This is a genomic window from Modestobacter sp. SYSU DS0904, assembly GCF_054051115.1.
This window is the reverse complement of the sequence record NZ_JBJHAQ010000017.1, coordinates 67309-88262: the sequence shown is the minus strand read 5'-3', so window position 1 is coordinate 88262 and position 20954 is coordinate 67309. Positions and strand designations below refer to the sequence as shown.

18 protein-coding genes are annotated in these 20954 nt (G+C 75.1%); 6 read left to right on the top strand and 12 right to left on the bottom strand.

What is annotated here, in order from left to right; genetic code table 11:
• Positions 1-123: 123 nt before the first annotated feature.
• Both ACI79U_RS12870 and ACI79U_RS12865 read right to left on the bottom strand, forming a co-directional pair.
• Positions 124-3087: a UPF0182 family membrane protein gene (locus ACI79U_RS12870; RefSeq protein WP_457072286.1), complete on the bottom strand. Its 2964-nt coding sequence runs from the start codon at positions 3085-3087 to the stop codon at positions 124-126.
• A gap of 243 nt (positions 3088-3330) precedes the next feature.
• Complete coding sequence (locus ACI79U_RS12865) at positions 3331-4353, bottom strand: YlbL family protein (protein WP_457072283.1); 1023 nt, start codon at positions 4351-4353, stop codon at positions 3331-3333.
• A gap of 170 nt (positions 4354-4523) precedes the next feature.
• On the opposite strand from ACI79U_RS12865, the gene ACI79U_RS12860 reads away from it, so the two are divergent.
• The gene (locus ACI79U_RS12860) at positions 4524-5954 is read left to right on the top strand and encodes a zinc-dependent metalloprotease (RefSeq protein WP_457072280.1); all 1431 of its coding nucleotides are present in this window, start codon (positions 4524-4526) and stop codon (positions 5952-5954) included.
• A 66-nt stretch (positions 5955-6020) separates the two neighbouring features.
• On the opposite strand, the gene ACI79U_RS12855 is transcribed toward ACI79U_RS12860, so the two are convergent.
• On the bottom strand, positions 6021-6635 hold the full coding sequence (locus ACI79U_RS12855) for a M48 metallopeptidase family protein (protein WP_457072277.1): 615 nt from the start codon (positions 6633-6635) through the stop codon (positions 6021-6023).
• 332 nt (positions 6636-6967) lie between these two features.
• Here ACI79U_RS12855 and ACI79U_RS12850 point away from each other — a divergent pair, with 332 nt between their 5' ends.
• Together ACI79U_RS12850 and ACI79U_RS12845 are read left to right on the top strand one after the other, a co-directional pair.
• Positions 6968-8044: a ThiF family adenylyltransferase gene (locus ACI79U_RS12850; protein ID WP_457072274.1), complete on the top strand. Its 1077-nt coding sequence runs from the start codon at positions 6968-6970 to the stop codon at positions 8042-8044.
• Complete coding sequence (locus ACI79U_RS12845) at positions 8037-9359, top strand: ABC1 kinase family protein (protein ID WP_457072271.1); 1323 nt, start codon at positions 8037-8039, stop codon at positions 9357-9359. Before ACI79U_RS12850 ends, ACI79U_RS12845 begins: the two co-directional genes overlap by 8 nt.
• Positions 9360-9486: 127 nt before the next feature.
• Here ACI79U_RS12845 and ACI79U_RS12840 read toward each other — a convergent pair whose 3' ends face one another.
• From ACI79U_RS12840 to ACI79U_RS12825, 4 genes are all read right to left on the bottom strand, one after another.
• Positions 9487-9651: a hypothetical protein gene (locus ACI79U_RS12840; RefSeq protein ID WP_457072269.1), complete on the bottom strand. Its 165-nt coding sequence runs from the start codon at positions 9649-9651 to the stop codon at positions 9487-9489.
• Between the two features lie 144 nt (positions 9652-9795).
• Positions 9796-10125, bottom strand: a complete 330-nt coding sequence (locus tag ACI79U_RS12835) for a WhiB family transcriptional regulator (RefSeq protein WP_457072337.1) — start codon at positions 10123-10125, stop codon at positions 9796-9798.
• 148 nt (positions 10126-10273) lie between these two features.
• The gene (locus ACI79U_RS12830; RefSeq protein ID WP_457072339.1) at positions 10274-10609 is read right to left on the bottom strand and encodes a hypothetical protein; all 336 of its coding nucleotides are present in this window, start codon (positions 10607-10609) and stop codon (positions 10274-10276) included.
• A gap of 209 nt (positions 10610-10818) precedes the next feature.
• Complete coding sequence (locus ACI79U_RS12825) at positions 10819-12849, bottom strand: ATP-dependent DNA helicase UvrD2 (protein ID WP_457072341.1); 2031 nt, start codon at positions 12847-12849, stop codon at positions 10819-10821.
• 145 nt (positions 12850-12994) lie between these two features.
• Between ACI79U_RS12825 and ACI79U_RS12820 the strand changes: the two genes are divergently transcribed.
• The 3 genes from ACI79U_RS12820 to ACI79U_RS12810 all read left to right on the top strand — a co-directional run bounded on the left by ACI79U_RS12820 (position 12995) and on the right by ACI79U_RS12810 (position 14636).
• Positions 12995-13258 carry a mycoredoxin gene (locus ACI79U_RS12820; RefSeq protein ID WP_457072343.1) on the top strand — a complete coding sequence of 88 codons (264 nt, stop codon included), beginning with the start codon at positions 12995-12997 and terminating at the stop codon, positions 13256-13258.
• A gap of 125 nt (positions 13259-13383) precedes the next feature.
• Positions 13384-13968 (top strand): ANTAR domain-containing protein, encoded by a 585-nt coding sequence (locus ACI79U_RS12815; protein ID WP_457072345.1) that lies wholly within the window; start codon positions 13384-13386, stop codon positions 13966-13968.
• 101 nt (positions 13969-14069) lie between these two features.
• Positions 14070-14636, top strand: coding sequence for a uridine kinase (locus ACI79U_RS12810; RefSeq protein WP_457072802.1), 567 nt, complete (start codon positions 14070-14072; stop codon positions 14634-14636).
• A 60-nt stretch (positions 14637-14696) separates the two neighbouring features.
• On the opposite strand, the gene nudC is transcribed toward ACI79U_RS12810, so the two are convergent.
• From nudC to ACI79U_RS12785, 5 genes are all read right to left on the bottom strand, one after another.
• Positions 14697-15659 carry an NAD(+) diphosphatase gene (gene nudC, locus ACI79U_RS12805; protein WP_457072349.1) on the bottom strand — a complete coding sequence of 321 codons (963 nt, stop codon included), beginning with the start codon at positions 15657-15659 and terminating at the stop codon, positions 14697-14699.
• Positions 15656-17026: a M16 family metallopeptidase gene (locus ACI79U_RS12800; protein WP_457072653.1), complete on the bottom strand. Its 1371-nt coding sequence runs from the start codon at positions 17024-17026 to the stop codon at positions 15656-15658. The genes nudC and ACI79U_RS12800 overlap by 4 nt, the downstream gene beginning before the upstream one ends.
• Positions 17023-18330: a M16 family metallopeptidase gene (locus ACI79U_RS12795; protein WP_457069215.1), complete on the bottom strand. Its 1308-nt coding sequence runs from the start codon at positions 18328-18330 to the stop codon at positions 17023-17025. The genes ACI79U_RS12800 and ACI79U_RS12795 overlap by 4 nt, the downstream gene beginning before the upstream one ends.
• A gap of 284 nt (positions 18331-18614) precedes the next feature.
• Positions 18615-19508: a DUF2510 domain-containing protein gene (locus ACI79U_RS12790; protein WP_457069217.1), complete on the bottom strand. Its 894-nt coding sequence runs from the start codon at positions 19506-19508 to the stop codon at positions 18615-18617.
• Positions 19509-19517: 9 nt separating this feature from the next.
• Entirely contained in the window at positions 19518-20930 is a 1413-nt protein-coding gene (locus ACI79U_RS12785) for a dipeptidase (protein WP_457069219.1), read from the bottom strand.
• Positions 20931-20954: the final 24 nt, after the last annotated feature.

The window sequence follows — 20954 nt, the reverse complement described above, 5'->3', positions numbered from 1 at the left end:
TTATGAGCCCAGCGAGATACCGAGCTGCACAACCGCGGGTGGTTGAGAAAACTGAACAACAGGTCCTTCCGGCCCTGCGGAGGGGGGCGGCACGGCGCCCGCGGGCGCCGTGCAGCCCGTCCGTCAGTCGGCCGGCGCCGCCGCCTGCGCCGCCTGGTAGGCGTTCACCGCCTCCTGCAGGTCGGCCTGGGCCTGGCCGATCGCTGCGAAGTCGGCGTTGCGCTGGGCCTCCGCCAGTGCCTCGATCGCCGCGTCGATGTCGGCGAGGGCGGCTTCCAGGGTCGGGGACCCATCCTCCGCCGGCGGCGTGGTGCCCGGCTCGGCCGGCTCCTCCGGTGCGGGGGTCTCACCCTCGACGCCGTCGCTGTCCGGGGCTGCTTGCCCGGCACCTTCCCCGAACACCTGGGTCAGCGCCTCGGCCAGGGTGTTCGCGTAGCCGATCCGGTCCTGGTAGTTCACCAGCACCTTCTGCAGCAGCGGGAACCCGCCGGCGCCGGTGCCCTGTACGTAGAGCGGCTCCACGTACACCAGCCCGGCGTCACCGATGGGCAGCGTCAGCAGGTTGCCGAACACCGGTTCGGAGTTCTCGCTGTTGAACAGGGTCAGGTCCGGTCGCACCTGGTTGTTCGACTCGAAGGCGTTCTGCACCTGCAGCGGACCGCGATAGGGCGTGTTGCCCGGCAGTCGCAGCACCTGGATCTCGCCGTAGGTCTCCGGCGCCGAGGAGGCGGAGACGAACGCCGACAGGTTGTCCCGGTTGAAGGCGTTGAGCGCGCTGGTCAGCTGGAAGCTGGCCCGCTCGTCGCCCGGCCGCTGCGCCAGGATGTAGTACGGCGGCTGCGCCTCGTCCACGGTCGCGGTGGGATCGTTCGGCACCTGCCAGCGGTCGTTCTGGTTGTAGAAGTCGACCGGGTTGGCCACGTGGTACCGGGTCAGCACGTCCCGCTGGAGCTTGAACAGGTCCTCCGGGTACCGGACGTGGCTGATCAGCTCCTGCGACATCTCCCCCTGCGGCTGCACCACACCCGGGAACGCCTTCATGTACGTCTGCAGGACCGGGTCCGGGTTGGCCTCCTGGTTCCACGCGTACAGCGTCACCGTGCCGTCGTAGGCGTCCACGGTCGCCTTGACCGAGTTCCGGATGTAGTTGAACTGCTGGTCGGGCAGCGCCGTCGTCCCGGTGCCGGTCAGCGCGTCGGTGGCCGCCTCGCCGAGCGACATCTGCTCGGCGTACGGGTAGGCGTCCGAGGTCGTGTAGCCGTCGAGGATCCACTGGACGCGGCCGTCGATCACCGCCGGGTACGGGTCGCCGTCCACGGTGAGGAAGGGTGCGGCCTTCTCCACCCGGTCCAGCGGGTCGCGGACGTAGAGCACCTTCGACTGGTCGTTGACCGCACCGGAGAGCAGGAAGTTCCGCTCGCGGTAGAAGATCGCGAAGGTCAGCTGGCGGAAGAAGCTGCCGATCGAGACCCCGCCCTCGCCGTCGTAGGTGGAGTTGATCTGCCGCTCGTCGGACCCACCCTCGGGCAGGTCGAACTCCCGCGGCTCACCCGTGCCGCCCACGACCGAGTAGACGTCCTGACCGAGGACGTTCATCAGCTCGCCGTAGTAGATGCGGGCCTGGTCGACCTCGATGTCGCCGGTGGTGGGCAGGTTGCCGGTGGTGAAGTTCGGCTCGCCGCCCTCCTGGCCGGCGACCACCTCGTTGGCCGGGGCCGCGACGAAGCCGTTGCCGTGGGTGTAGACGGTGTGCCGGTTGATCCAGCTGCTCTGGTTCTCACTCAGCCCGGACTGGTCGAGCTCGCGGACGGCGACCACGTAGTCCTGCAGCTCGCCGTCGATGTCGTACCGGTCGATGTCCAGCTTCTCCGGGAAGCCGTAGACGTTGCGGATCTGCTGGCGCGCGGTGAACGTCGCCGAGAGGACGTTCGGGTCGAGCAGCCGGGCGTTGGAGATCGTCGGGGAGTCGGCCAGCTCGGCCAGCGCCGCCTCGGTGTCGACGGTGTTGCCGGCCACGCCGTCGTCGCCGCTCCCACCGCCGGTGGTCTGGTCCTGCACGTAGGGCACGTACTCGACCTGGTCGAGGTCGTAGGCCGCCAGCGTGGACCCGATGGCCCGCTCGATGTACTCCTGCTCCCGCTGGTCCGCCGAGGGGCGGACGACGAACTGCTGCACGATCGCCGGGTAGGCCACCCCGATCACCAGGCTGGCCACCAGCAGCAGCACCAGCGCGGCGGCCGGCAGCAGGGTGTTGCGCACCAGGATGTTGGCGAAGAAGGCGATGGCGCAGATGGCCGCCACGAAGACCAGGATGTTCTTCGCCGGCAGCAGCGCGTTCACGTCGGTGTACGAGGCACCGGTGAAGACGTCACCGCGGTTGGAGTAGACCAGCCCGTAGCGGTCCAGCCAGTAGGCGACCGCCTTCAGCGCGACGAACAGCCCGACCAGCACCGACAGCTGCACGCGGGCGGCGCCGCTGAGCTTCTGCCCCGGGGTCTGCAGCCGCAGCCCGCCGAAGACGTAGTGGGTGAGCACGGAGCCGATCAGCGCGAGCAGCACGATCGCGAACCCGAAGCCCAGCGCCAGCCGGTAGAAGGGGTAGTCGAAGATGAAGAACGACAGGTCCAGGCCGAACTCGGGGTCGGTCCGGCCGAAGTCGGTGGCGTTGCGGAACTCCAGCCAGGTGCGCCAGCTGCCCTGGGCGGTGAAGCCGGCGAACAGGCCGAGCACCACGGCCAGCGCCGTCAGCAGCGTCTTGCGCCGCGGCTCGATCGACTGGCGGTAGCGCTCGAGGTTCTGCTGCTCCAGCGACATCGGCCGGAAGGTCGGCCGGAAGCGGTAGGCGAGGTAGACCGCGAGCGCGACCAGGCCACCGGTGGCGACGGCGGCCACCGCGAACAGCAGCGCGCGGGTCTGCACCTCGGTCCAGAAGACCTCGGTGAAGCCGGTCTCGTCGAACCAGAGGTAGTCGACGTAGACGCTGGTCAGGGTGCCGATGACGGTGAACAGCACGAGCAGGACGGCGACGACGCCGATGACCAGCTTGGCGCGCCGGGACAGCGTCGGCACCGGCACGGGGGGCCGCATGGCCACGGTCGGTCTCCTGTCTGTTGCGACGTTCTCGAAGAGACGTTCTCGAAGGGCGGATTGTCGAACAGTGGTCTCGGGGCCCGGACGGCCCGGCGGTGCCGGTCGCCCGGATCCGACCGTAGGGGCTCCAGCGGCGCTCGTGGGCCGCCGGACACTCCCGGGTCGCATCCTCAACTCCCCCCGACGTCGGCGGGTTCCCGGCGCCGTCGAGGGACTGGCCCCGGGGGCCGGCGGGGCCGGTCAGCAGGGGTCGGGGGTGACCCCTGCCCGCAGGTCGGCGAGCGCCTGCAGCGCGTCGTCCAGGGTGGCCACCTCGGCCATCGGGAGGCCGGGCTGGGCGTTCGCCACCGCCTCCGCGCAGTTGGCGCTGGGCACCAGGAACAGCTCGGCGCCGATCTCCCGGGCGGAGACGAGCTTCAGCGGGATCCCGCCGATCGGCCCCACCGCGCCGTCGACGGCGATCGTCCCGGTGCCCGCGACCACGGCCCCACCGGTGAGGTCGGTGGCATCCACCAGGTCGATGATGCCGAGGCTGAGCATCAGGCCCGCGGAGGGGCCTCCGACGTCGTCCACCTGGATGTCGACGTCGAACGGTGCGTGCGGGGTCTCCAGCACGGTGACGCCCAGCACGGACCCCTCCCCCTCCGGGGCCGCCGCCGTCGTGACCGTGCCGCTCCCGTCCACGCCGAGGCGGCTGTAGTCGACCGTGACCTCGGTGCCCGGTGGGATCGCGCCGAGCACCTCGACGAGGGTCTCGAAGTCCGGCGTCGGGGTGCCGTCCACCGCCTGGACGGCGTCACCGGGCTGCAGCGTCCCCTCCGCCGGGGAGTCGTCGACCAGCGTCTGGACGACGACCTCCTCCGGGTACCCGAGCTCGCCCAGCGCCGCACCGCGGGCGGCCTGCTCGGAGGTGAGGAAGGCCTGCCGGTTCTGCTGGCGGGTCTCCTCCTCCGACTGGCCCGACGGGTAGACCTGCTCCCGGGGCACGACGGTGACCTCGTCGTCGAACCAGCCCTGCACCGCGCCGACCAGCGTCAACGGGCCGGAGGGGACGCCGACGGTGGTCAGGTTGAGGTTGCCCGAGACCTCCTCCTCCTCCCGGCCGATCAGCTCGATGATCGGGGTGCCGTCGATCTCGCCGAGCGTGTTGTAGGTCGGGCCCGGCACCTGCGCGACGTAGGGCACCGGCAGCAGCGAGCCGAGCGCGCCGAACACGAGCAGCAACACCGACCCGGCGACCAGCACGGTGGTCCGACGGCTCACGTCTCCTCCTCGTCCGGCGCGACCCCGACCCAGGGCGCCTGTCGAACGGCGAGAGTAGGTGACCTGCCGGGGACGGCTCCGGAGCGCGCTCCGCTCTGGGCGCAACCGCGGGTCGCCGGAGAAGGCCCGCGGGGGCGCTGCGGACCGCCGCCCGCGTCTACGGTGGGGACATGAGTGATCTCCCGTTCGGCTTCGGCCCTCCCGACCGCGACCCCGAGCGTCGGGGCGAGTCCGGCGGCTCGGGCGGTGGCCCGGCCGGGAACGACCCGTTCGGCCTGGGGGCGCTGTTCGGCGCCGCCGGGGGCGCCGGTGGCGCCGGCAACCCGGCCGAGCTGCTGGGCAAGATGCCGCTGTTCGCCGAGCTGCAAAAGCTGATGAACTGGTCCGGCGGCCCGGTCAACTGGGACCTCGCACGTCAGGGCGCGATCAGCCAGCTGGCCCCGGGGCACCAGCCCACCTCTGCCGGTGAGCAGTCCGCGGTCACCGAGGCGCTCCGGCTCGCCGACCTCTGGCTGGACCAGGTCACCGAGCTGCCCTCCGGCATCGACCGCGGCCTGGCCTGGTCGCGCGTCGAGTGGGTGGAGCAGACCCTGCCGGCGTGGGCCGCCCTGATCGACCCGCTGGCCGAGCGGGTGGTGGCGGCCATGACCAGCGCCCTGCCCGCGGAGGCCGCGCAGATCGCCGGCCCGCTGGCCGGGATCATGGGCCAGATGGGCGGCGTCATGTTCGGCGCCCAGGTCGGCCAGGCGCTGGCGCGGCTCGCCGACGAGGTCACCACCAGCACCGACGTCGGCCTGCCGCTGGGCCCGCAGGGCGCCGGCGTGCTCGTACCGCAGAACGTCGCCGCCTTCGGGGCCGGGCTGGACCGCCCCGAGGACGAGGTCCGCCTCTTCCTCGCGCTGCGCGAGGCGGCCCACCAGCGGCTGTTCGCGCACGTCCCGTGGCTGCGCCAGCAGCTGACCGACGCCGTGCACGCCTACGCACGGGGCATCCACGTCGATCGTGACGCGATCGAGCGGGGCATCCAGGAAGCCATGGGCGGCATGGAGGGCGGCATGGACCCCAGCGACCCGGAGAGCATCCAGCGGCTGCTGGGCAGCGGGGTGCTGGAGCCGGAGGAGACCCCCGAGCAGCAGATGGCGCTGCGCCGCCTGGAGACGATGCTGGCCCTGGTCGAGGGGTGGGTGGACAGCCTGGTCGCCGCCGCGGCGGCCGAGCGGCTGCCCGGGCACTCCGCGCTGGCCGAGACGATGCGCCGCCGCCGGGCGTCCGGTGGCCCCGCCGAGCAGACCTTCGCCACCCTCGTCGGGCTGGAGCTGCGGCCGCGCCGGCTGCGCGACGCGAGCACGGTGTGGGGCGCGATGGCCCAGCAGCACGGCACCGCCGCGCGGGACCGGCTCTGGTCGCATCCGGACCTGCTGCCCACCTCCGACGACCTCGACGAGCCGCTGGACTTCGTCGCCCGCCAGGGCGGCGCGGACCCCTTCGCCGAGCTGACCGACGGGCTCGACGAGCAGTCCCCGGCCGACGGCGACGACGCCGGCGACGGCCGCGAGCAGCCGGGCGACGCCCCCGAGGACGGCGAGACGCCCCGCAGCTGACGAAACGGCCCCGCTGCAGGGTCCCGCCGCGAGCTTGCGAGTGGTGGGGGGCAGCGGGGTCCTTTCTCAGTCGATGGTGCCGGGCTCCAGGTCGTCGTCGGCCACGGCGGGCGTGCTGCGCCCGCCGTGCTCGACGCCCTCGAGGAAGCCCAGCGCCCGCTCGGCCCGCGGATAGGCGTGCACCAGCGTCCAGAACCGCTCGTCGTGGTTGGGCTGGAGCAGGTGGGCCAGCTCGTGCACCAGCACGTAGTCGACGACGAACTCCGGCATCCCGCGCAGCCGGCTGGACAGCCGGATCGTGCCGTCGGCCGGGGTGCACGACCCCCAGCGCCGGTTCTGGTTGTCCACCCAGCGCACGCTGGTCGGCACCGCGAGCCCGTCCAGGTGCGCGTCGGACAGCTGCCGGGCGCGCGCCATCAGGTCGTCGTCCGAGCCGAGGGTGCGCTTGCGCCGCTCCTCACGGGTCTGCAGCTTGGCCACCATCTGGTCGACCCAGCGGCGCTCCTCGGCCGCGCTGAACGCGGCCGGGATCAGCACGATGGTGCGGCCGTCCTCCCGGTACGCGGTCACCGTCCGCCGCCGCCGTGCGCTGCGCCGGACCTCCACGGGCCCGGCCATCGTGGTCATCGCCGCGGCGGCGGGGGACGAGGCGGCCGGGCGGCGCTCGGGTCGCTGGTGCACGAACGCACGGTAGCCGTCGGCACAGGGTCCGCCCAGCGGACCGACACCCGGTGGTGGACAGGTCCACACGGTCAGTGGACAACCACGGCCGGCGGGTCCCCCGAACGGTGGAACGGATACGCGTCCGCTCGCCCCGGGGGGACGACGTCGGCGCAGGTGAGCGGTGCACCGGAGGCCTCGTGGACGAGTTGCCCACCGGCCGTCCCCCGTTCGTGCACAGCGTTTCCCCAGCAGCATCCACAGGATGTGGGCGATGGCCGCCCGCGGGGCTCCCGTCGGGGCCTGTGGACGGCGCCGGCGCGGGGGCGCCACCCGCTGGCACCCTGCTGCCGGTGACCGAGATCCCGCACCCGCTGCTCCCCGCCACCACCCCGGTGACGTGCCCGGACGAGGGCACGGTGCAGGTCGGTGGCGTCGACGGGCGCGACGGCGTGCGGGTGTGGCCGGCCGGGCCGGCGGTCGCCCGGCTGCTCACCGCCGTCGACGGCCGGCGCACCGAGCGCACGCTGCGGGGCGACTGGTCCGCGGCCGGGCTCGACGACGACGTCGTCGACGACCTGCTCGCCGGGCTCCGCGGCGCCGGGCTGCTGCACGACGTGACCGCCGGCGACCTGCTGGCCACCGACCCGGGGCCGGCGGCGGCCGCCCGTGCGGGGCTGGAGCTGCCCACCGTCGCCGCGGGACGGTGGCGGGTCCGGCGGCAGAGCACCGTCGTCGTCGAGGGGGCGACCCGGGTCGGCACCCCGCTCGCCGCCCTGCTGGCCGCCAGCGGCGTCGGCCGGGTCTCCGTCCGCGACCGTGGTCTGACGACGGCCGGGGACCCGGTCGTCGGCGGCGTCGCGGCCGACGACGAGGGCCGGCCGCGGGTGCTGGCGGCCGCTGACGCGGTCCGGCGGGCCAGCCCGCTGACCGACCTGCGGCCGCTCCCCCCGGAGCACCGCCCCGACCTGGTCGTGCTCTGCCGTCCCTGGGCCGCCGTCGACCCGCTGACCGCGGCACTGCAGCGCGACGGGGTGCCGCACCTGGTCGCGACGGTGCGTGGCGACACCGGGGTGGTCGGCCCGCTGGTCCTGCCGGGGGTGAGCAGCTGCCTGCGCTGCGCCGACGCGTGGCGCCGGGACGACGACCCGAGCTGGCCGGCCGTCGCCGCCCAGCTCGCGGCCGCCCACCCCGGCCCCGCGGGCAGCACCCTCACCTGCCTGGCCACCGCGGTGACCGCCGCCGTGCAGTCCCTCGCCCACCTCGACGGCGACGACCGGGCACCGGGTGTGCTGGATGCGACGCTCGAGCTGCGGCCACCGTCGCTCGAGCCCCGGCTGCGCCGCTGGCCCGCACACCCCGAGTGCGGCTGCGGAGCCGTGGCACAGGGCGGGGTGACGGCGGAGAGGGGACAATGGGGTGGTGAGTGACACCGGGCGGGACATCCCACGGGGGGCGGTGTCCCGATCGGCCCGGCTGGCCGCGCTGCCGTTGGGCGCCGCCGGGCGCGCCACCCTCGGCATCGGCAAGCGGCTGTCCGGCCGGCCGGCCGAGGAGGTCGACGCCGAACTGCAGCAGCGCACCGCGGAGCAGCTCTTCGCCGTCCTCGGGCAGTTGAAGGGCGGTGCGATGAAGCTCGGCCAGCAGCTGTCGATCTTCGAGGCCGCCGTTCCCGAGGAGATGGCCGGCCCCTACCGCGAGGCGCTGGTGAAGCTGCAGGAGGCCGCGCCGCCGATGCCGCTGCGCACGGTGCACGCGGTGCTGGCCCAGCAGCTGGGCGGGAGCTGGCGCGAGCGGTTCCGCGACTTCGACGACACCCCGGCCGCGGCGGCCAGCATCGGCCAGGTGCACCGGGCGACCTGGCGCGACGGCCGGGACGTTGCGGTCAAGATCCAGTACCCCGGGGCCGGGACCGCGCTGATGGCCGACCTGAACCAGCTCGCCCGCTTCGCCCGGCTCTTCGCGGTGCTGTTCCCGGGCATGGAGGTCAAGCCGCTCATCGCCGAGCTCAAGGCGCGGGCGGAGGAGGAGCTGGACTACGGGCTGGAGGCCGACGCGCAGCGCGGCTTCGCCGCCGCCTACGCCGACGACGAGCAGATCGCCGTCCCCCGGGTGGTGGCCAGCGCGCCGAAGGTCATCGTCTCGGAGTGGCTGGAGGGCACCCCGCTGTCCCGGATCATCGCCGAGGGCACCCGGGAGCAGCGCGACCGAGCCGGTCTGCTGATGGCGGAGCTGCACTTCTCCGGTCCGCAGCGGGCCGGCCTGCTGCACGCCGACCCGCACCCGGGCAACTTCCGGCTGCTGCCCGACGGGCGGCTGGGGGTCATCGACTTCGGGGCGACGGCGCGGCTGCCCGCCGGGCTGCCGGAGCCGATCGGGCGGCTGGTGAACTGGGCGCTCGACGGCCGGGCCGACGACGTGCTCACCGACCTGCGCGCCGAGGGCTTCGTGCGCCAGTCGGTGACCGTGGACGCCCAGGCGGTGCTCGACTTCCTGCTGCCGTTCCTGGCACCGGTGGCCGAGCCGTCCTTCCGGTTCACCCGCAAGTGGATGCAGGAGCAGGCGAACCGGCTCGGTGACCCGCGCAGCGAGGCCAGCCAGCTGGGCCGGCAGCTGAACCTGCCCCCCGCCTACCTGCTCATCCACCGGGTGACCATCGGGTCGATCGGGGTGCTCTGCCAGCTCGACGCCGAGGCGCCCTACCGGGGCGTGTGCGAGGAGTGGCTGCCGGGCTTCGCCGGCTGACGGTCCACCCCGGACCGCCCGGGCGCGGAGGCGGTGGAACCGCCCCGCACCCGGGGCGGGTGCCAGCTGGTCGGAGTGAGCGGTCCTCGGGTGCGCGGTGCTCGGGTGCGCGGCGCTCGGGGTGCGCTCACCAGGCGGCGGCTCCGGCCCGGGCCGCGCGGCGGTTCGCCCGCTCCGCCCGGCGGTCACAGCGGCGGGCGGTGACGATCCGTCGCGCGCGAGCCGACCGGTCGGCGTCGGCCAGTCGTTGCCGGACCTGGTCCCGTGCCAGGTCGGGGTCCATCAGGAACATCGTGGGTCCTCCGGGTGCGGGGGCGCCGTGGGGCGCCGGTGGGTGGTGCATCGGGTGGCGGGGGGGGGGGGGGGGGGGGGGGGGGGGCGGGGGGGGGGGGGGGGGCGCCCCCCCCCCCCGGCCGGGTGCTGTGGTGCGTGCGGCTCATGCCGCCCGCACCTTGGGGGGACGGCCCCGCGGCCGCTTGCGGGCGATCACGACCCCGCGGTCGAAGATCTCTCCGCCCCAGACGCCCCAGGGCTCGGCCCGGTCGAGCGCGCCGGCCAGGCAGGACGCCCGGACGGGGCACTCGACGCACAGGGTCTTCGCCTGCTCGAGCTGGGCCGGCGCCTCGGCGAACCACAGGTCCGGGTCGGACGACACCCGGCAGGGCAGCGTCCGGCGCGGCGCGGGGGTGAGCCCGGTGGTGGACACGTGCGTGCGGTCGATCCCTCGCCGGCGGTGGGTCGTCGCGGGCTCGATCGTGGTCGGCACGACCGCTCCTCCTCTTCCTCGGTCGGTGTGACCGGTCGACGGGGTCCCGCCGACCGGTGGTCGGGGTGGGTCCGCGAGGCAGAGAAAGACGAAGGCCGCGGATCCCGGTTTCCGGGTTCCGCGGCCTCGAGGAGGACCAGCCGAGCTGCTAGCTCAGCGGGTCTTCCGGGGGCAGGTCACCCGGGGTCGTGCTGGTGGTGCGCTGCGCGGGGACGCCGGTGGTGGCGAGGCCCGTGCGGGCGAGGTCGATCAGCTGCGTACCGGTGCCGTACGGCGCACCGGTGGCGTCAGCAGCGGTGGCGCCGGAGAACAGGCCGCGCAGCCGGACGGCGGGCAGACCGGTCCCCTGGCACGGGGCGGCGGTGGGCGCCATCAGGACGACCCGCTCGGTCCAGCGCTCGGTCCAGGAGGTGGCGCGCACGCCGGTGGCCGGCTCGGGGGCCACGACGCCCAGGCCGGTCACGACGAAGTCGGTGCTGTTCACGGGGCCCCTCCTCTCCGGGGTCGGAGCTCGGCCTGCCGGCCGTGCCCCCTGCGGGTGTTGCGGTGTCCTGCTGAGTGCGTCCTGGGTCACCCCAGGTGGTGCAGCGAAGGCTAGGGGCTGGCCGACGGACGGGTCAATCGAATTAATCCGGCCGCCCTTCAGGGGCCCGCGGCGAGCGTGCGAGGCGTGGGGGAAGGGTGGTCCTTCGATCAGCCGTCGATCGCCGCGAGCACCCCGGCGCCGTAGAGCTCGAGCTTCCGGACGCCGACGCCGGGCAGCGTGGACAGCTCGCGCAGCGACGTGGGGCGGGTCTCGGCGATGGCCTGCAGGGTGGCATCGGTGAAGACCACGTAGGCCGGGACGGACGCCTCCTGGGCGGTGCTGCTGCGCCATGCCCGCAACCGCTCCAACCGTTCCCCGGCCTCGCCCTCCAGCACGACCTTGGGCCGCTTGGCCGGGCGCCGGGGGGCCGCGGCGGTGTCCGGGGCCAGCCCGTCGAGGAACCGGCTGCGCGGCCGGGCCCGGCGTCCACCCGGGTTGCGCGCCAGCGACCAGGAGAGGGTGAGCTGCTCGCGGGCCCGGGTGATCGCGACGTAGAGCAGCCGCCGCTCCTCCTCGACCGCCTCCGGGCGCGACTGCGACTGGGCGATCGGCAGCACGCCGTCGACCAGACCGACGACGAAGACCGCGTCCCACTCCAGCCCCTTGGCCGCGTGCATCGACGCGAGCGTCACGCCCTGCACGGTCGGCGCGTGCTGGGCGTTGGCCCGCTCGGCGAGGTGGGCGACGAACCCGGCCAGGTCCAGCGTGGGCTGCTCGGCGACCAGGTCGACGGCGAGGTCGACCAGCGCGGCGAGGGACTGCCACCGGTCGCGGGCGGCACCGCCCGGCGGGGGCTGGTGCTCGGCCCACCCGAGGGAGGCCAGCACGTCGCGCACCGTGGGCACCAGGGCGCCGGCCTCGTGCCCCCCGGCGGCCGCGCCGCGCAGCAGCAGGACCGCCTCGCGCACCTCGGGCCGCTCGAAGAACCGCTCGCCGCCCTTGAGCACGTAGGGGACGCCGACGTCGGCCAGCGCACCCTCGTAGACCTGGGACTGGGCGTTGATCCGGAACAGCACCGCGATCTCGCTGGCCGGCAGTCCGCCGTCGATCAGCTCCCGGCAGGCCTTGGCCACCGCGGCGGCCTCGGCCGGCTCGTCGGGGTGCTCGACGAACCGCGGGACCGGCCCCTCGGGACGCTGGCCCAGGAGCCGGAGCCCGGGCAGGCCCTTGCGCGGCGGGGCCTGCCCGATGAGCTTGTTGGCCAGCCCGACGACCTGCGGGGTGGAGCGGTAGTCGCGCTCGAGCTTGACCACCTCGGCGTCGCCGTAGCGGTCGGCGAAGCCCAGCAGGTACTCCGGGTCGGCGCCGGTGAAGGAGTAGATCGTCTGGTTGGGGTCGCCGACGACGCAGACCTCGGCGCGGCCGCCCAGCCAGGCATCGAGCAGCCGCTGCTGCAGCGGGTTGACGTCCTGGTACTCGTCGACGACGAAGTGCCGGTACTGCGCCCGCACCTCCCGGGCGACGTCGCCGTGCTCCTCGATGGCGTAGGCGGTGACCAGCAGCAGGTCCTCGAAGTCCAGCGACCCGTCGCGTGACTTCGCCTCCTCGTAGCTGCCGTACACCGCGGCCACCGCGGCCGGGTCGAAGGGCAGCTCCCGCCCGGCCGCCGCGGCCTTGGCCGGGTAGTCCTCCGGGGTGGCCAGCGTGGTCTTGGCCCACTCGATCTCGCTGGCCAGGTCGCGCAGGCTGGTGCGGTCGGTGGTGAGCCGGTTGCGGGTGGCGGCGCCGGCGACGACGCGCAGCTTGTTCTCGATCAGCTCCGGCATCGGGCCCCCGAGGACCCGGGGGGCGAAGTAGCGCAGCTGCCGCATCGCCGCGGCGTGGAAGGTGCGGGCCTGCACGCCCCCCACGCCGAGCGCGGCGAGCCGGCCGCGCAGCTCCCCGGCGGCGCGGGCGGTGAAGGTCACCGCGAGCACCTGCTCGGGGACGAACTCCCCGAGGTGCACGCCGTAGGCGATCCGGTGGGTGATGGTGCGGGTCTTGCCGGTGCCGGCCCCGGCCAGGATGCAGACCGGCCCGCGCACCGCCTCCGCGGCCGCCCGCTGCTGCTCGTCCAGCCCGGCGAGCACCGCCTCGGCGCCCGCCGTCCCCTCTCGGACCCCGTCGCCTGCGATCTGGTCCTCTGCTACCCGCGGCATCCCCACACCCCCGATCCTCCCAGCCAGGGACGACAGGCCGGGGAAGCATCCCCAGGACCGGGACGTTGCCCCACCGGCAGGCTCCCGGGTCGGGCCGCCCTCCCCGGGTGGCCTTCCGGGGCCCGAACGAGGGAGGATCCACCCGATGAGCGCTCCGGCACCCACAGTGACGATGTACACCACCAGCTGGTGCGGCTACTGCGTCCGGCTGAAGAAGCTGATGCAGCTCGAGGGGATCGAGTACGCCGAGGTCAACATCGAGACCGACGAGAACGCCGCCGAGCTGGTCATGCAGGCCAACGGTGGCAACCGCACCGTCCCCACCCTGGTGTTCGCCGACGGCTCGGCGCTGACCAACCCGAGCATCGAGCAGGTCAAGGGCCAGCTCGCACAGCTCCCGGGCGCGTGATCCCCGACCCGCGGCCCTCCGGGGGCGACGACCGCCCTGCGGGGGGCTGCGGGAACGCGCCCACGACCTCCGAGCCCGACGCCGCTGCCGAGTGCCCCCTGGCCCAGCCGCGGAGCACCTCGATCGTGCTGCCCCCCGACGCGCTGCGCACGCCCGACGGCGCGCCGGCGGTCCTGCTGACCCGCACCACCGGGGGGTGGTTGGTGCTCCAGCCCTCGGCCGGCGGCGGCCGGCCCACTGCCGCGGAGGGTGACGCCGGGCTGCCGCTGGTCGAGGCGATGACCCTCGCCGACCTGGTGGCCGGCGAGCTGGGGGTCCACCCGGAGCCCGACCGTCAGGCGCGCCGGGCAGCCCGGTCCGGCGCGGCCGCGGCGGATGCCGAGGACGGCGCCGGGAGCGAGGAGCTCCAGGGCCTGCGGCGGACCGTCACCCAGCTGGAGCACGCACTGGCCGCCCGGGTCTCGATCGAGCGGGCGATCGGCGTGCTCGCCGAGCGCCACGACATCCCCCCGCGCGAGGCCTTCCAGACGCTGCGCCAGCAGGCCCGGAGTTCCGGCCGCTCGGCCGCCGATCTCGCCCTGGAGGTGCTGGCCTCCCTCGCCCCGGAGTCGCCGGGGCACCCCGGCGCCGACGGCGGGCGCGCCGGCCGGCAGCCACGCGTGCTGGGCTCCGCGGGCACCGACGCACCCGCCCCGGGAGCGCCGAGCTGACCGCTCCGCTCCCGCTCTCCCCCGGTGCGCTCGCCGATCGGCTGGCCGAGCTGCTCGCCCCGCTGCCGCCCGAACCCGGCGGTGCCGCGCTGCGGGTGGCCGTGGACGGGCCGGACCTGCCCGGCGCCGCCGGTGGGGTGACCGGGCCGGAGGCGCTGGCCCGGGCGGTCGCCGAGCGCCTGCCCGGCCTCAGCCGCGCAGCCGAGGTCGTGCCGGCCGAGGGGTTCTACCGCCCGGCGTCCCTGCGGCTGGAGCACGGCCGCACCGATCCCGACGCCCGGTACACCGACTGGCTCGACGCCGGGGCGCTGGCCCGGGAGGTGCTGGACCGCTGCGGCCCCGGTGGCCCGGGCGAGTACCTGCCGGCGCTGTGGGACCTGACCCGGGACCGGGCGGCCCGGGCCGACTACCGGCCGGCTCCGCCCGGCGGGGTCCTGCTGGTGGCCGGCTCCCTGCTGCAGGGGCTGGGGCTGGCCTTCGACGTCGTCGTCCACCTGCGGGTCAGCCCGGCCGCCCGACGCCGCCGCGTACCGGCCGAGCGGGCGTGGGAGCTGCCCGCCTTCGACCGCTACGACGACGAGGTCGACCCCCGGGCGCTGGCCGACGCCGTCGTGCTCGCCGACCACGCCGACCGCCCGGCCCTGGTCCTGCAGGGCCGGTGGGGCTGACGGCCCCGCTGCAGGGGCCCGCCGCGAGCTTGCGAGGGGTGGGGGGCAGGGGGGGCCCTTCTAGAACTCGCCGGCCACCCAGCGGTCGATGATGTGCCGCGCGATGGAGACGGTGGGCGGCAGCGCCTGCGGGCCGGTGCCCGAGCGCAGCTCGTCCCGGCTGAACCAGCGGGCCTCCTCGATCTCGTCGTGGTCGATGCGCAACTCGGTGTCGACCGCGCGGGCCACGTAGCCCAGCATCAGCGACTGCGGGAACGGCCACGGCTGGCTGGAGACGTACCGGACGTCGGTGACGCCGATGCCGACTTCCTCGGCGACCTCGCGGGCCACCGCTGCCTCCGCGGACTCCCCCGGCTCGACGAAGCCGGCCAGGATGGAGAACCGTCCCGGGGGCCACACCGCCTGCCGGCCCAGGACGCAGCGGTCGCCGCCGTCGTGCACCAGCATGATCACGGCCGGGTCGGTGCGCGGGAAGACCTCACGGCCGTTCTCCGGGTCGCGCTGCACCCACCCGGCGCGCTCGATGGTGGTGCGGGCGCCGGTCATCGGGCTGAACCGGTTGCGCTCGTGCCACTCGATGATGCCGACGGCCTGCGCGAGGAGTCCGGCGTCGAGGTCGCCGAGCTCGCCCCCCACCTCGCGCAGGCCGGCCCAGCGGTCGACCGGTCGGCCGTCCAGTGCCGCGGGGCGGGGCATCCGCAGCGCGGCGTAGGGGACGCCGTCGGCCTCGCCGAGGTAGATCGCGCCCTCGGGCATCGCGGGCCGCTCGTCGTAGACCAGCTCCGGCCGGCCGCCGGCGTCGCGGACCGGCACGGCACGCTGGTCGTCGACGAGCAGCACCCGCACCGGCCGGCCCTGGGCGGGGTCGGGCAGCAGCCGGGACAGGTGCCCGCGGTCGTGCGCGGCGCGGGAGAGCAGCGGGACGTCGGTGACCGCACCGGCGTGGCGGTCGTCGGGCCAGAACGCACGGACGTCGGGCGGCGGGTTGTCCGCCGGGGTGCTGCCGCCGGGCGGGACGCTCACTCGCCGGCCAGGGCCGCCGGCGCGGTGGTCGCATCGACCTCGACCGGGCCGACCGCGCCCAGCGGGTCGGCGACCCGCTCGGCGTCCCCGACCACGACCGCGGTCAGACCGGTGGGCGCGAGCCACCGCCGGGCGGCCTCGGTCACCTCGTCGACCCCGACGGCGGCCAGCGCCCGCTGGTGGTCGGTCAGCCACTCCGCGGACAGCCCCGACCCGAACAGCGCCGAGAGGGTGCTGGCCAGGCCGGCGTGCGTGGCCGTGCCGAGCGCCAGGGTGCCGAGCAGGTAGCGGCGGGCGGACTCGAGCTCCGCCTCGGTGACCGGGGTCAGCGCCATGCGGCCGAGCTCGTAGAGCGTCTCCAGCAGCGCCGGGCCGGTGACCTCGGTGGCGACGTCGGCGTCGACCAGGAACGAGGACCCGGCGACCTGGTGCTCCACCGAGCTGCGCGGGCTGTAGGTGTACCCCCGCCGCTCGCGGAGGTTCTCCACCAGCCGGGAGGAGAAGTAGCCGCCGAAGACCATGCTGGCCAGCCGGACGGCGGGCAGCTGCGGGTCGGTGCGCCCGGGGGCCGGGCCACCGAGGCGGATGTTCGACTGCACGGCGCCGGCCCGGTGCACCAGCTGCAGCGGACCGGGGGCGGTCTCCGGCACGGGCGGCGCGGTGACGGCGACGCCCTCGGCGGTCCAGCCGGCCAGAGCGGTGCCCACCGCATCGGTCGCCGCGGCCGGGTCGACGTCGCCGACCAGCACCAGCGTGCTGCCCGCGGGCAGCACGCGATCCCGGTGCAGCTTGCGCAGCGCGGCGGGGGTGACCGCCCCGACCAGTTCCGCGGAGGGCAGCTGCTGGGCGTAGGGGTGTGCGCCGTAGCGGCGCGCGGCCAGGGCGGTGCGGGCGATCAGCCCGGGCTGCGAGCGGGCGATGCGCAGCCGCTCACCGACCCGGGACCGTTCGGCCTCCACCTGACGCGCCGGGTAGGTGGCCGAACCGAGCAGCTCGGCCACGACGCCGAGCACCTCACCCAGGCCGCCGGGCAGCATGGTGGTGGCCAGCAGCAGGCGGTCGGCGTCGGCGGAGACCGCCAGCTCCGCGCCCTGCGCCTGGAGCAGCTGGGCGAGCTGCAGCTCGTCGTGCTGCGCGGTGCCCAGCAGCACCGCCCCGCTGAGGACGGCGGTGCGGGCGGCGTGGACGGCGGCGGTGCGCGGGGTCGCGGCGGCGAAGGGCACCCGCAGCCGGAGCTCGACCAGCGGCACGCCGGGGCGGGGGACGACGATCAGGCGTAGGCCGTTGGGCAGCGTGGTCTCGTGCACCTGGGGAACCGGGGTGGGCCGGGGGTCGCCCAGCGGCGGCACCAGCACCGGGGCGCTCATCGGGCACCGCCGGCGCGCAGCTCGAGCACCGCGGCGGTGTCCGGGGACAGGCCCCGCGCCGCCGTCTGCACCTGGTCGGGGGTGACCGCGGCGAGCCGCGCGGCCAGCTCCCCGGCCAGCTCGGCTCGGCCGTGGATCAGCTCGGCGGCCGCGAAGCCGAGCGTGCGGCCGAGCACGGAGTCGGCCTGCTGCAGCAGCTGGGCCTCGGCCCGGGCCTGCACCCGGGCGAGCTCCTCGATGGGGACACCGTCGGTGGCCACCTTCTCGACCTCCTCGTGGACGGCGCGCAGCACCGTGTCGGTCGGCACCTCCGCCGGGTGGTGCACCTGGGTGACCAGCAGGGTGGCGTCGCGGACGTCGAACGGGTCACCGAACAGGCCCAGGTAGCTGCTCTGCCCGACCGCGAGCTGGTCGGTGTGCAGCAGCCGGCGCTCCAGGCGGGAGGCGTCGCCCTCGCTGAGCAGCTCGGTGAGCAGCACGGTGCCGAGGTAGGTGTCCAGGTCGTTGACCGGGTCGGGCACCCGCCAGCCGATCGCGACCGCGGGCGCCGGGGCGAGCGGGTCCTCGACCACGCCACGCCGGACGGCGGTCGGCGAGGGCTCGCCGGTGTTCGGCATCGGCGGGGCCGGACGCGCGGGCACCTGGTCGAACCAGCGGCGGACCAGCTGCTCGGTCTCGGTGACGTCGAGGTCGCCGCCGATGCACAGCACCGCGTTGGCCGGGGCGTAGTAGCGGTCGAAGAAGTCCTGCGCGTCGTCGACGGTGGAGGACTCCAGGTCGACGAAGGAGCCGTAGCCGTCGTGGGTGTTGGCGAAGGTGTCGAACGCGATCGACGGCAGCTGCAGCCACGGGAAGGCGCCGTAGGGGCGGTTGAGCACGTTGACCCGGATCTCCTCCTTCACCACGTCGATCTGGTTGCGGAGGTTCTCCGGGGTGATCGCCGGGGCGGCCATCCGGTCGGCCTCGAGGAAGAGCGCGCGCTCGAGCGCCTCCGACGGCAGGGCCTGGAAGTAGTTCGTGTAGTCCTGGTGGGTGGAGCCGTTGAAGGTGCCGCCGGCGGCCTGCACCAGCCGGGCGTGCTCCATCTTCGGGACGTTCGCCGACCCCTGGAACATCATGTGCTCGAACAGGTGGGCGAAGCCGGTGCGACCCGGCGGCTCGGAACGCATGCCGACGTCGTAGAAGACGCTGACGGCGACGACGGGGACACTCCGGTCGGGCGCCAGGACCACGCGCAGCCCGTTGTCGAGCGTGAACCGCTCGACCGGGTGGCGCAGGACCAGGTCTCCCTGAGCTGCTGTCACGCGCTCGACCCTAACCGCGAGGGCCGACACGCCGCCCCCGGGCTCCCCTGTCCGAGTGGGCAGGACGCCCCCTGCCCAGCCCCCGGCCACGGAGGGCGACGGGCTGGCTCAGCCGGGCAACGGCTCAGCGACGCCCGGCCACGGCACCTGGCCGCGGTGCCCGGCGACAGCCGGTCGGTGGAACCGCCGCGGGCCCGCAGGGTCCCGGCGGGGACGCCGGCAACGGCTCCGCGCCGGCCGGGCACGGCACGTGGCCGCGGTGGAGGCCGGTAGGCCGACCGATGTCACAGCACCTCGACGGACGCCAGCACCCGGTCGACGACGCCGTACAGCTCGGCGTGGGTGTTGGGGACGGAGACGTACAGCAGGGCCGGTGCCTCGCGGCCGACGTCGATGAGCAGCAGCGCGGCCCGTTCCCCGGTGGCGTCGTAGCCTTCGACGTCCCAGGTGAGGTCGAACTCGTACACCCAGGCCGGCGCACCGTCGACGGTCACCGCCTCGTCGCGGCGCACGGTGCGCTCGTTGGGCCCGGGGTAGTGGGCGTAGCGGACGAAGTCGGCGATCGTGGTGGTGGTCATCTGCAGGCTGCCCGGCCCGGTCCAGCCGAAGGCGGGCACCAGGGGCCCGGAGGTGCACTGGGCGATGAAGGAGTCGAAGTCGCCGGGCAGCTCCTCCTGGGTGACGAAGTACTGCCCGGCGGTGGCGGTGGTCTCGACCTGGTCGCCGCGGTCCCACTCGGACCAGCCGTCGCCGAGCCACGGGTAGGAGATCCCGGCGTCCTCGTCGATGATCCGCACGGTGCCCGGCGGGAAGGGGGTGCCCGGCTCGCTGCTGGGGCGGGCGACCGGGGCGGTGGCGGGGTCGTCGCCGGAGCGGCCGACGAGCACCCCGACGAGCACGACGAGGGCGACCACCAGCAGCGCACCGAGCCCGACGAGCAGCGGCCGGCGTGACCGCCGGGCGGGCGCGGGCGACCCGGCACTCCAGGCCTCCCACCCGGCCTCCGGCTGCCCGGCCGGCGGGGTGGTCGCCTCGAACGCCTGGCCGACCTGGACGCCGGGACCCGCCGGGGTGGTGACGTCGGACCAGCTCTCCCCGTTCCACCACCGCACCAGTCCCGGTGCGCCGTCCGGGTCGGGGTACCAGCCGGCCGGGGCGACTCCCCCGGGTGCGGTCACGTCAGCACCTCAGCGGGCGACGGTGGCCAGCTCGCGCCACAGGTGGGCGGCCGCCTCCGCGCCGCGGTGCAGCATCGACAGCAGCACCCGCTCGTTGGGCGAGTGGATCCGGTCGGTGGGCAGCCCGGCGCCGAGGAACACCAGCGGCGCGCCCAGCTGCTCGACCAGGTCGGCCTCGGGGCCGCTGCCGCCCTCCTTCATGAACAGCACCTGGTCCGGGGCGCTGTCCCAGGCCTGCGCGATCGCCGCCAGCAGCGCGTCCATGTACGGGGAGTCCAGGTTGCTGGCGCAGGGGGCGACGCCGCCGGGCGGGGCGTGCACCTCGGCCTCGATGCCCTCGGGGAGGTGCTGCTCGACCCAGGCGCGGACCTGGCCGGCGATCTCCTCCGGGCGCTGGTCGGCGACCAGCCGGAAGGTCAGCTTGGCGTGCGCCTCGGCCGGGATGATCGTCTTGTGGCCGGGGCCGGAGTAGCCGCCCCACATGCCGTTGACCTCCGCCGTCGGCCGGGCGCCGATCCGCTCCTGCGTGGTGAAGCCGGCCTCGCCGGTGGTGGCCCGGGAGGCGGCCGGGCCGGCCAGCCAGGCGGCCTCGTCGAAGGGCACCCGGCCCATCAGCTCGCGCTCGCGGTCCGACAGCGGCCGCACCGCGTCGTAGAAGCCGGGCAGGGTGACCCGCCCCTGGTCGTCGTGCAGCGCGCTGATCAGCTGGGCCATGGCGTGCAGCGGGTTGGGGACGGCACCGCCGAACGAGCCGGAGTGCAGGTCGACCGCCGGGCCGCGCAGGGTGATCTCGGCGTCGGCCAGCCCGCGCATCGAGGTGACGGCGCTGGGCAGGTCGGGGGCGGCCATGCCGGTGTCGCTGACCACGACGACGTCGCAGTCGAGCCGGTCGCGCCGCTGCCGGAGCAGCTCGGCGAAGTGCGGTGAGCCGGACTCCTCCTCGCCCTCGATGACCAGCTTGACCGTCACCGCGGGGGTGTCGCGGCCGGTGGCGGCCAGGTGCGCGCGGATGCCGAGCAGGTGGAAGGCGACGTTGCCCTTGTCGTCGATGGCGCCGCGGGCGTGCAGCTCGGGGCCGTCGGGGCCCTCGACCCGGGTGGGCTCGAACGGCGGGTGCTCCCACAGCTCCAGCGGGTCGACCGGCTGGACGTCGTGGTGGCCGTAGACGAGCGCGACCGGGGCACCGGCGTCGGCCGAGGGCCACTCGGCGAAGACCGCGGGGGCGCCGGGGGTCTCCCAGATCTCCACGGTCGGGAAGCCGGTGCGGCGCAGCGCCTCGGCGAGCCACTCGGCGCTGGCCCGCACGTCGCCGGAATGGCCGGGGTCGGCGGAGATCGACGGGATCCGCAGCCACGCGTCGAGGTCGGCGTGCAGGTCGTCGAGGTGGGCGGTGACGAAGTCGCGTTCGGCGGAGCTGCTCACGGCGCCGACGGTATCCCGCCGCGC

Excerpts from the sequence above, each read along its gene's own strand:
- ACI79U_RS12825 (WP_457072341.1), bottom strand. The coding sequence starts at position 12,849 with ATGCCGCGGGTAGCAGAGGACCAGATCGCAGGCGACGGGGTCCGAGAG.
- ACI79U_RS12860 (WP_457072280.1), top strand. The coding sequence starts at position 4,524 with ATGAGTGATCTCCCGTTCGGCTTCGGCCCTCCCGACCGCGACCCCGAG.
- ACI79U_RS12840 (WP_457072269.1), bottom strand. The coding sequence starts at position 9,651 with ATGTTCCTGATGGACCCCGACCTGGCACGGGACCAGGTCCGGCAACGA.
- ACI79U_RS12820 (WP_457072343.1), top strand. The coding sequence starts at position 12,995 with ATGAGCGCTCCGGCACCCACAGTGACGATGTACACCACCAGCTGGTGC.
- ACI79U_RS12870 (WP_457072286.1), bottom strand. The coding sequence starts at position 3,087 with ATGCGGCCCCCCGTGCCGGTGCCGACGCTGTCCCGGCGCGCCAAGCTG.
- ACI79U_RS12800 (WP_457072653.1), bottom strand. The coding sequence starts at position 17,026 with ATGAGCGCCCCGGTGCTGGTGCCGCCGCTGGGCGACCCCCGGCCCACC.